Raw genomic sequence first — 10,898 nt, 5'->3', positions numbered from 1 at the left:
GTTACTCCATCATCTTTTCTATTGGCATGACGAGAATCGAGTTAGCACCAAGCGCTTTTAACTCTTCCATCGTCTCCCAAAATAGGGTTTCGGAGCTGACCATGTGAAGTGCAACATATTCATCGCTGCCAGCAAGTGCAAGTAAAGTTGGTTGGCCTGTGCCTGGAAGTAACGCACATACTTCATCTAGCTTATTCTTTGGTGCATGCATCATGATGTACTTGCTTTCTTTTGCTTGTTTCACCCCTTTAAGGCGTGGCATTAGCTTATCGATCAGTGCAAGCTTACTTTGGTCAGTCAATGCTGCATTTTGAATGAGGCAAGCGTTAGATTCTAAGATGGTATCGCCTTGCATAAGGCCATTAGCCTCAAGCGTTGCACCGGTTGATACTAAGTCACAAATCGCGTCAGCAAGGCCTGCTCGAGGTGCTACTTCTACCGAGCCCGTTAACATGACCACGCTAGCATCGATGTTCTCACGTTTTAGATATTGCTTTAAAATCTCAGGGTAGGTGGTTGCGATGCGTTTGCCGTTAAACCACGCTTTTTCCTGTTGACCTAGCTCTTGTGGCCACGCCAGCGCTAGGCGGCAAAAACCAAAGTCCAGTTTTGAAAGCTTAGTGACTTCAGCGAACTGCTCGTTGCGAACACGCTCAGCTTGAACTTCTTCTAACACGTTTTCGCCAACAATGCCTAAATCACAAACGCCGTCCATTACAAGGCCTGGAATATCGTCATCACGCACTCTAAGTACGTCAATAGGCATGTTAGTGGAGTGGGCGATTAAACGCTGTTCACGTAGGTTTAGTTTTACACCAAGTTGTTTGAGTAGGGCTTGGCAATCCTTTGAAAGACGGCCTGATTTTTGGATTGCGATTCTTAAACGGTTGCTGTTGCTCATTATTTATTTCCTAATTCTTTAAACGAAAAACCCCGAGGCGGAACCTCGGGGCGAAATAAACTTTGACTATACTTTTTGCTTCGCCGGAGGTTCCTTTAAGGAATAACCCACCAGCGAAATAACTGACAGGTTATCCCGTATGATGATGGTGATGATGAATTGCTGTCAGTGTCATTAGCATGATGTTACCTTTGTAATATATCTGCTGTTCAAAAAGTTCATTTATAGATAAACATAATTTTGTTCTACTTGGCAATCATTTTTTAACGCAAATTAAAGAATAGCTTATAACAGCCGATAATAAGTAAGACCAACAGTAGGTTAGTGGGGGAACAGATGGATGCATTCAAACCTTTTTTAGGCCCAATCGTACGGCTAGATGTAACTCATAAGTCTGCATTTCATGTAGCTGGTGTGCAGCACTATAAGATTGAAAAAGTTAAGAAAGATCTAAAAACCGAGATCGAACTTAAACGCCAAGCTGCTGAGCATGAAAAAATTAAAGAAAGCGAAGATGAAGAGGATGAGGAGGAAAAATCTCACGAAGAACATAAGGGTGAGAATCTAGATACATGGGCGTAGATTTATTTTGCATAAAATAACCTGTTGAACATCTTTCGATACCAGGGTATATCTATTCCCCAACATATCCCACCCGCTTTTTCGAACCCAGCTTATGTATCGTCTAGTCCAGCGAGAGCCCGGTGAACATCTCGCTCAATTGAACGCTCTTTGGTGAGATTCAATGCCTGAAGGTAGGCACTTCTAGCCTTTTCGCTTTGTTTGAGCTCCCGGTACAACTCAGCCTGAAGCATTAAATACTCTATATGCTGCTCATCCTGTACTCGCTCTTTTTCCAATAAGTGTTCCATAGCGTCAACAGCCCTACGCTTATCACCGTGTTGCTGAAGCGCTAAATAAGCCGATGAAATACAAGCATCTCTCCACGTTGGTAGTTGGCTTAATGCGATATGCTCAATCAGGCACCCGTTAGTGAATAAACGCTGCGCTGCGTCTTTCGCTGAAAAAGTCCACAATAAGTTAGCAGCTCGATGGATCAAAACGATATCTTGTGCATAATGTTGACCCACAGAAGCTACCGTTTTTAGGGCTAACTCTTCATTTTGTGTGTTTTGTAAGTAATCCATCAAAGCCAAGTTATAGTAACGGTCATCCATTGCTTTTAGCCTATCAACTATCGCTTTTGATGCTTTTTTTTCAGAATCCCAAAAGCCACTTTCTATAGCTAATGCTTTCGCTGCAGATACTAAGTACTCAGGATTATTTGGCGCCAATTCTGCGGCTCTTATAAAGTGCTTGTTAGACTTTTCAACTAAGCTAAGTTTATTAAAAAGGTTTGACTGCTGTTTAATTTGATACCATAAATTACCCGCAGTAAAATGCACCTTTGCATTGTCTATATGGCGCTTAATTAAGGTGTTTAACAGTGTTTCTTTATTATCATCATTTTGCGCAACCGAAACTGACACGGCCATTATTTCAGCATCAAGCTCTTTATCGTTTAGCGTGTTAAGCATTTTAGTGACTTGCTGATACTGACGATGATAAAAAGCAGACTCCAGCATTGTTATTTGAGAATTGGGTTGCTGTGCATATGTTAAAGCACTATACAAAATAATAACCGTGCAAGAGGTATATATAAGCGACTTAATAAACATGTTGTGTCCTTTTTAGTGTGTCCATTATCACTATTGTGTGTTTTCTAACGTAAGCTTAATTTGCAGTTTTGATACCAGCTTTTACTTTTTATATTTTTATTCATACAATCAATATGATGTAGGCTGTTATCGCTTTACTCTTACTGTATTTTGCGTGCCATTATCGATACACTCGCCATGTTCTGTTTCGATACCGATACATTTGATAGTTCTGTTTGTATTCAATACATCAAACAAGGTTGCATAAATTAACGACCATTTATTTAAGGAGAAATAACATGTCGTATAAATCAGTAAAAAATCTCGTAGGTTGGCTCGTTGTAGGTCTGTCTGCGCTAGCGTTAGCCCCCAGTGTTGTGCCTGGTAGCATGGCTGTTTTAGCATTTTACTTAAGCCTTGTACTGCTCCTAGTTTCCTTGTTTACCATTTCTTCAGCCAATCACCGCCACTTTCAATTGACAGCAATCATTGTCGGTGTCGGTATGCTGGTTTTGAACGATTACTTGCGTGTTATCATGCCTTCGCCAGAACCTACTTGGCTTAACCGCATCGCTTTGTATCTCGTGTATTTCATTATTTGTGGGGTAGGTATGATTAAGGTTAAACGACAACTTAACAGGTAATATCAGTTGTATTAAGTAAATGATCTATTTCGAAGCGGGGAAATAGCTTTAGTAGCTAGGCAAAAATTTTGCTATTTAGTTGTTCTAAATGAGAAGTTTTTAACGAAGCTAATATGCTATTTCACCCTTCAAATTGATTAGAGAATTAATTCAATTGGTATCCACACTCAGTTATTGCCAAACAGCGGTTGCGATTTGATGCTTAGCCACATACAATTTCGCGACCTGTCTGTTTGTAAACTACATTACTTTGGCTGTATCTACGACTTTCTCTTCTACGGGGCCTTTAGCCCAGCATTTCCCGGGCTATCAACCAAGACAGCCCCAAATTGATATGGCTATTGCGGTAGAAGAAACCATACAAAATGGTGGACAATGCATCGCCGAAGCAGGAACAGGAACGGGGAAAACGTTTGCCTATCTTATTCCTGCCTTTCAGTCTAAAGGTAAAGTCATCGTCTCAACCGGCTCTAAGGCCTTGCAAGAGCAATTATTCCATCGTGACGTGCCGACCCTAAAAAAGGTGCTTGGCAGTGGGAAAAAAGTCACTTTGCTAAAGGGTAGGGCCAATTACCTTTGCCCTTATCGTTTATCACAGCATTTGAGCCATGTGCCAACCGACGACCCAGATGTTATGCACCAACTTGCCATGGTTGCAAAGTTCGCTTCTGAAACACACAGTGGAGACTTAGCCGACTGTGTGGGTATCGAAGAAGACGCAAAGGTATTACCCTACGTTACCTCAACTGCAGATAACTGTTTAGGGAAAGAGTGCCCAGACTACGAAGACTGTTATATCCGAAAGGCAAGATTAAAGGCAGTCGATGCCGATGTTGTGGTGATCAATCATCATTTATTTTTTGCCGATATGGCCGTAAAAGATTTAGGCTTTGCGGAGCTCATGCCAACCGCGGATAGCTATATCTTCGATGAAGCACATCAATTACCAGAAATAGCCAGTGACTATTTTGGTGAGACTATCAGCACTAAAGCTTTGCAGGCACTTATTAACGATTTAAGGGTGATCTACCGTTCTGATATTCCAGATATGTTGCAACTTGGCAAAACACTCAATAAATTGGAAACCAGCGTCGCCGATTTGCGTTTGGTATTTGGTGGCGATGGTGCCCGTGGTGATTGGCGTGAAGCGCTGGCGAATAAACCGATTTGCGATGCCATGCATCGAGTGATAGCTAACTTAGACTTTCTCTATAAAGTGCTCAAACTTTGTCTGGATAGAAGCGAAAAAATAGAACACCCATTTGAAAAGGTCATGACCTTTAAAAATCAGTTTGAACGTGCCTTTGATACCAGTCAAACTGGATTTAGTTACTGGTTCGAAACCACAAGACGCTTTTTATCTATTCATATCACGCCGCTTGATGTATCAAGTAAGTTTGCACAAATTGTCAAAACCACTGAGGCAAGCTTTGTATTTACCTCAGCCACCTTATCCGTTGATAACTCCCTAGAGCACTTTAGTCGTAGCTTAGGACTCAAACCGACCTCACAATTTATTGTTGATAGTCCATTTGACTATAAGCAGCAAGCTTTACTATGCCTGCCACGCTATTTGCCAGAAACCCGTGACGACTTAATGCCACATGCGCTGGTAAAGCTTGCAAAACAGGTGATTGAAGCTGCAAAAGGGCGTACATTTTTACTCTTTACCAGTTATCGCGCGATGCATTTAGTGTACGAAGGGCTTAATACGGCACTGCAATATCCCATATTTATGCAGGGTCAAGCATCGAAACGGATAATTTTAGAGCAATTTATTCGACACGGTAACGCCGTACTACTTGGTACAGCTTCTTTTTGGGAAGGCGTGGATGTGAGAGGTGACACTTTGAGTTGTGTTGTCATTGATAAGCTACCATTTGCTTCACCAGATGATCCTTTGCTGCAAGCGCGCATGCGAGACGCTGAAATGCGTGGATTAGAACCCTTTGATGCAATACAACTCCCCCAAGCTGTTATCGCGTTGAAACAGGGGGTTGGGCGATTAATTCGTGATGCTACCGATAAAGGTGTACTGATTATTTGCGATAATCGCTTAGTTACGAGAAAATACGGCCAGACGTTTTTAAGTAGTTTGCCTGATATGTCTCGCACGAGAGACATAAATAAGGCAATTCGATTTTTAGAGAATATTGATAAAAATGAAAAATAACCTGTTGGCCATAGACGCCTCCACCGAAGCACTCAGTATTGCATTGCACTATGAAGGCAAGTTTATTCGCCACTTCGAGGTTTGCCCACAGCAGCATAGCCAAAAGATACTTCCCTTAGTTGAACGTATTTTACGCGAAGCCGATATCACCCTTAGTGAGCTTGATGGCATTGTATTTGGACGTGGGCCTGGCAGCTTCACTGGGGTGAGAATAAGTACAGCGGTTGCGCAAGGCTTAGCATATTCTTCAGGTCTTACGTTAGTTGGTGTTTCAACTTTGCAGGCGATGGCGCAACAGGCATACATGGAAGCAGGCAAGTCCAGCGTAGTGTCGGCAATAGATGCACGTATGGGTGAGATCTACTTATGCCAATACAATGGCGAAACTCGTGGTGTTATTCAACCAAGCACCGAAGAAACAGTTATTAAACCTGAAAATATCGACTTTACATCAACTGGCGCGGCCGGTGTTGGTACAGGATGGCAAGCATTCTCAGAGCTTGCCACACAGCTTGAATGCGAAATCATTGACAATATCACGTTACCGGATGCTTATTACATGCTGTTTATAGCCGACGATAGTTTCACACAAGGCTTATCTGTGGATGCAGCTGACGCCCAGCCGCAATATGTAAGAGATACTGTGACGTGGAAAAAGTTGCCAGGTCGAGAATAAAGGCGTATTTTTATACAAGCATATCGTATTTATTGAGCTAAACCGTGAAACTAAATTCAATCATTCAACAAGCAGGTACATATCAAGTAAAGCCACAGCCTAAAAAGGCGGTGAGCACTGCTATTGATGAAGGAAATACGGCTAAGCTCAATACCGCTCAGATTAAAACCAGTGAAAAGGGCATTGCGTTGGTTGAGCAGTTCCAATCGCAGCAACGTTCGACTATCTACGACCGCCCTAACTTTCGTACTGGACAAGCAATTAGTGAATACAAAGCAATTGCAACGGAAGCAAGACGAGATGAGATCAAAAGTATGATTGGCGTTTCTGTTTACGCGTAATACCAATTCGCTTAATTAAGTGGTCTATTTTGAGGCGAGAAAATCTTGTCGATAACACCGCTACCGCGTCCTGCTATCGCTAAGGTACCTGCATCCATGTAGGCAAGACAAAAATTTTGCTATTTAGTTGTTCTAAATGAGAAATTTTTAACGCCGTTAGCGTCAGATTTGCTCCTTCAAATTGAGCAAGTATTAAGGCTAATTGGTATATTATCTCTTCCAAGACTCGATAACATAAAGGTCAGCAAATGCTGACCTTTTTTGTTTGGAATAGTAGATGAAGATTTTTACTTTTTAATAAATCCAATCAGTTTATCAGCAATTGCGGTATTGTTTTGCGAGCCAATGAACGCTTCTTTACCTTTACCATGGGCAAACACTTGTACATCGATAGCGGTGTGACCACCCGTTGTCCAACCGGTGAAAGATGCATCACTAATTGCCTCTTTTACGACAACACTAAGCGCCTTCGGACCTTGTGAACGTGCTTCTTTTACTTTTAGCTCAGTCACACTATCATACTCAAGACCTGTGAGATCTTGCCATGTTGCTTTAACGTCTTTTGTCTTTGCAAGTGCTTTTGCTATCTCGCCCGCTGAACCTTTCACTTTAGCGATCACATCACGCTCCCAGCGATACTGACCATTCGCACCAAGCGTTAATCCACCGGTAGAGTGATCTGCTGTGATCACCAAGATAGTGTCTGGGTTGTTATCAACAAAAGCCTTTGCCAGCTTAATTGACTCTGCAAAGTCGTCCATTTCATGCATAGCACAAGCGATATCATTGGCATGTCCACACCAGTCAATCTGACTACCTTCAATCATTAAGAAGAAGCCTTTATCATTCTGGTTTTCCAATAATGATAAAGCCGTTTTAGTCATTTTAGTTAGGCGCTGCGGCTCTTCATCAATTGCGAATGGCAGACCTACTTCTGCGAACAGACCCATCGCAGGAATTTTATTTAGCGTATCAAGCTTAGATAAAGCATCGACGTATTGATAACCTGCGTCTTTAAATTCATTAACTAGGTTTCTATCTTCACGAATGAAGTATTTAGTGCCACCACCAAGCATAAGATCTACAGGTAATTTTCCTGCGATTTTATTGTCGATGTAATCATTGGCAATGTCGTCATAGTTACGACGCGATTCATTATGAGACGCGAAACTTGCAGGTGTTGCGTGGTTGATTTGCGATGTGGCAACAAGCGCGGTTGTTTTACCTTTTCTTTTCGCCACTTCAAGCATTGTTTCCAAATGTTCTTTATGGGTATCTACCGCAATTGCGCCATTATAGCTTTTAGTTCCTGTACTTAAGGCGGTTGCGCCCGCAGCACTGTCTGTTACAACCGTGTCGTCGTCTGGGTAGGTATGCGCCATACCTACCAAAATAGCGTCAAAAACCGTTGGGTCAACCACTTTCGTTGAAGGGTCATCTTTAAAATAACGGTAGCCCGTAGTGTAAGCCGGCCCCATACCGTCGCCAATCATATAAATAATGTTTTTTGGAGCAGCCAATGTCGGAGCCGCAAATACTAATCCAACAAATGAGGCCAAAAGGCTAGTTTTGAAATTCATTGTTATTCCCGTGTACTTATTGTGATAGAGGTATGTGATTCTCTACTATTTGATCGATTTAAAACACATTCATATTAGAATGGATGTTCGATAAAAATATTTTCAACAAATCAAAATAGTAAGTTCAAATATGTCACGGTAAGATGATAAATCAATGATGGTACAATGAACACTAAAAGAATTCGTCGATGTCTCTATATGCGATAAAAGAACAAAAAATCGGGCCATTCTCCTACCAAAGCTGGGGAGAGGGAAAGCAAACCGTTATCTACCTTCATGGTTGGCAAGACAACAGCAACAGTTTTGTACCGTTTGCGCCATTTTGCAATACACAATACACACATATCGCGCTTGACTTCGCAGGTCATGGACACTCAGATTGGAAAAGTGCCGACGCCTTTTATTACTTTATCGATTATGTCTATGACTTAAAGTGCTTTTTAGATTTAGCACAGATCAAAACATGCCATATTGTTGGTCATTCTATGGGGGCGATGATCGCTAACTTGTTTGCAAGCTGCTATCCAACACGTTGTTTATCGTTGGTACTAATCGAGGGAATAGGGATTGTGAGTACTTCAGAGAGTGATACCAAAACCCAGCTCATTAATGCGTTTAATTCCCGAGATAAATTAAAACAATCTGAACCACGGGTTTATCCTGATATAAATACACTTGCGCAACTGCGCAGTAAAATCAGTGATGTTTCTGTAGAAATAGCAGCGCTGCTTGTGACAAGAAATACCCAGCCGCATCCTGATGGCGTGCAACTTAGATTGGATCCCCGACTAAAGCATCACTCTGGATTTAGGTATTCCATCTCTCAAGCAAAATCGGCGCTTAATGGGATATCCATTCCAACCTTATTGGTGTTAGCGGAACAAGGCTATGACATGATTGTCAGACAATATAGTCAATTTAAGGGCTGTTTCGACTCACTCAGGCTTGAGAAAATACCTGGCGGCCACCATTGCCATATGGAAAACCCGGAAATTTGCTATAAGCTAATTGAAGTACACCAGAACCGCGACAAAACAGCGTTTACAACTGAAGGAGCGTAAAGAATAAACTAATCAAGGAAAGAAAAGTTCACAAAGAGCGCTAAAGCCCACGTTTCAACAGCATCTAGATTGTAAATCCTCAGATATTGTGGGAATATGGCGTTTTTAGAGTATTTGCTCAATTGTTAAAGTGCCTTACATCGTTTATGGTTTAGGGTGAATATAAAAATAACGAGAACACAGGAGCTAAGAGTGGAAAAAATCTGGCTTAAGCGCTACCCAGAAGGTATGCCTGAAACTATCGACCCAGAGCATTACAACTCATTGCTTGAATTATTTGAAAAAAGTTTTGCAGATTATGCTCAGTATCCAGCCTACACCAATATGGGTAAGACACTGACTTATCAGCAAGTTGATGAAAAAACCAAAGCAGTTGCTAGTTATATACAAAATGAATTGAAACTTGGCCGTGGCGATAAAGTTGCGGTCATGATGCCAAACTTGTTGCAAACCCCAGTTACCATTTTAGGTGTACTACGTGCTGGTTGTACCGTTGTAAACGTCAATCCGCTTTACACCGTGCGCGAATTAGAGCATCAGCTAAATGACTCCGAGTCAAAAGCTATCTTTATTCTTGCAAACTTTGCCCATACACTGGAGCAGGCCTTACCAAAAACCAGTGTGAAGCACGTAGTGCTGACAGAAATTGGTGACATGTTAGGTGGCTTCAAAAAGCACTTGGTGAACTTTGTTGTTAAGCACTTCAAAAAAATGGTGCCTGACTTTAGCCTGCCAAATACCATTCCTTTCAAAGAAGTAATTGCAGCAGATCCTACAAAATATCAGAAACCTGATGTGACGCTAAGTGACCTTGCCTTTTTGCAATACACTGGCGGTACAACTGGCGTATCTAAAGGCGCGATGCTTACTCATGGCAACATGGTAGCAAATCTAGAGCAAGTTTCAGGCTGTTTAGATACAGTATTAGTTAAAGGAAAAGAGGTCGTTATCACGGCGCTACCGCTTTACCATATCTTTGCATTAACAGCGAACTGTTTGACCTTTATGAAGTACGGCGGTCACAATATCTTGATCACCAACCCGCGTGACATGCCTGCGTTTGTAAAAGAGCTGGCAAAGGTGCCATTTACCGCTATCACTGGTGTTAACACGTTATTTAATGGCTTGTTGAACACACCAGGGTTTGCCGACCTAGACTTTTCAACCCTGAAAATGTCTTTAGGTGGTGGTATGGCCGTGCAACGCCCTGTCGCTGAGCGCTGGCAGAAGGTGACAAAGTCGAAGCTGATGGAAGGTTATGGCCTTACAGAATGTGCGCCGCTAGTTACTATTTGCCCACATGATCTTGAAGCCTACAACGGTTCTATTGGTTTACCTGCACCAAGCACTGACATTAAGATAGTTGATGACAACGGCAATGAAACACCTAAAGGTGAGCCCGGTGAGCTGTGTGTTAAAGGGCCACAGGTGATGGCTGGTTACTACAACCGTCCAGACGCAACCGCCGAATGTTTAAAAGACGGCTGGTTTGCAACGGGTGATATCGCTACTTATGATGATGACGGTTTCTTCTACATCGTTGATCGTAAAAAAGACATGATCTTAGTGTCTGGCTTTAACGTTTTCCCTAATGAAATCGAAGAAGTCGTTGCTATGCACGAAGGCGTGTTAGAAGTTGCAGCAGTTGGCGTGCCACATGAGGTTAGTGGTGAGCAAGTTAAAGTTTTTATTGTTAAAAAAGACCCATCTTTAACAGAAAAAGATATAATTGCACATTGCCGAGATAATCTAACGAACTATAAAGTACCAAAGCTAGTTGAGTTTAGAGATGAACTGCCAAAGACTAACGTTGGTAAAATACTGCGTAGAGCGTTAAAAGAATAACAAATAGAGCCGGCACTAG

10 protein-coding genes are annotated in these 10,898 nt (G+C 42.0%); 7 read left to right on the top strand and 3 right to left on the bottom strand.

The annotated features are described in order from the left end of the window. Position 1: 1 nt before the first annotated feature. Positions 2 to 901, bottom strand: a complete 900-nt coding sequence (gene hisG / locus EXT47_RS20380) for an ATP phosphoribosyltransferase (RefSeq protein ID WP_039495263.1) — start codon at positions 899 to 901, stop codon at positions 2 to 4. 336 nt (positions 902 to 1,237) lie between these two features. Between hisG and EXT47_RS20375 the strand changes: the two genes are divergently transcribed. Continuing rightward, entirely contained in the window at positions 1,238 to 1,483 is a 246-nt protein-coding gene (locus tag EXT47_RS20375) for a hypothetical protein (protein ID WP_010605471.1), read from the top strand. A gap of 92 nt (positions 1,484 to 1,575) precedes the next feature. Here EXT47_RS20375 and EXT47_RS20370 read toward each other — a convergent pair whose 3' ends face one another. Further along, on the bottom strand, positions 1,576 to 2,580 hold the full coding sequence (locus tag EXT47_RS20370) for a lipopolysaccharide assembly protein LapB (protein WP_130127431.1): 1,005 nt from the start codon (positions 2,578 to 2,580) through the stop codon (positions 1,576 to 1,578). A gap of 278 nt (positions 2,581 to 2,858) precedes the next feature. On the opposite strand from EXT47_RS20370, the gene EXT47_RS20365 reads away from it, so the two are divergent. The 4 genes from EXT47_RS20365 to EXT47_RS20350 all read left to right on the top strand — a co-directional run bounded on the left by EXT47_RS20365 (position 2,859) and on the right by EXT47_RS20350 (position 6,393). Then, positions 2,859 to 3,203 carry a hypothetical protein gene (locus tag EXT47_RS20365; protein WP_039495260.1) on the top strand — a complete coding sequence of 115 codons (345 nt, stop codon included), beginning with the start codon at positions 2,859 to 2,861 and terminating at the stop codon, positions 3,201 to 3,203. Positions 3,204 to 3,537: 334 nt separating this feature from the next. Beyond that, a complete protein-coding gene (locus tag EXT47_RS20360) occupies positions 3,538 to 5,376 on the top strand; it encodes an ATP-dependent DNA helicase (protein ID WP_039495257.1) in 1,839 nt (612 codons plus the stop codon). Continuing rightward, positions 5,366 to 6,052, top strand: coding sequence for a tRNA (adenosine(37)-N6)-threonylcarbamoyltransferase complex dimerization subunit type 1 TsaB (tsaB, locus tag EXT47_RS20355; protein ID WP_130127430.1), 687 nt, complete (start codon positions 5,366 to 5,368; stop codon positions 6,050 to 6,052). The genes EXT47_RS20360 and tsaB overlap by 11 nt, the downstream gene beginning before the upstream one ends. A 44-nt stretch (positions 6,053 to 6,096) precedes the next feature. Next, positions 6,097 to 6,393: a hypothetical protein gene (locus EXT47_RS20350; RefSeq protein ID WP_039495253.1), complete on the top strand. Its 297-nt coding sequence runs from the start codon at positions 6,097 to 6,099 to the stop codon at positions 6,391 to 6,393. A gap of 287 nt (positions 6,394 to 6,680) precedes the next feature. On the opposite strand, the gene EXT47_RS20345 is transcribed toward EXT47_RS20350, so the two are convergent. Continuing rightward, complete coding sequence (locus EXT47_RS20345) at positions 6,681 to 7,973, bottom strand: alkaline phosphatase (RefSeq protein WP_039495251.1); 1,293 nt, start codon at positions 7,971 to 7,973, stop codon at positions 6,681 to 6,683. Positions 7,974 to 8,161: 188 nt separating this feature from the next. On the opposite strand from EXT47_RS20345, the gene EXT47_RS20340 reads away from it, so the two are divergent. After that, a complete protein-coding gene (locus EXT47_RS20340) occupies positions 8,162 to 9,034 on the top strand; it encodes an alpha/beta fold hydrolase (RefSeq protein WP_039495248.1) in 873 nt (290 codons plus the stop codon). A gap of 192 nt (positions 9,035 to 9,226) precedes the next feature. Beyond that, positions 9,227 to 10,879 carry a long-chain-fatty-acid--CoA ligase FadD gene (gene fadD / locus EXT47_RS20335; protein WP_039495246.1) on the top strand — a complete coding sequence of 551 codons (1,653 nt, stop codon included), beginning with the start codon at positions 9,227 to 9,229 and terminating at the stop codon, positions 10,877 to 10,879. The last annotated feature ends 19 nt before the right edge of the window (positions 10,880 to 10,898 follow it).

Source organism: Pseudoalteromonas sp. CO342X (assembly GCF_004208915.1).
In the GTDB taxonomy this organism is placed as follows: Bacteria; Pseudomonadota; Gammaproteobacteria; order Enterobacterales; family Alteromonadaceae; genus Pseudoalteromonas; species Pseudoalteromonas maricaloris.
This window is presented reverse-complemented; position numbering and strand designations above follow the sequence as displayed.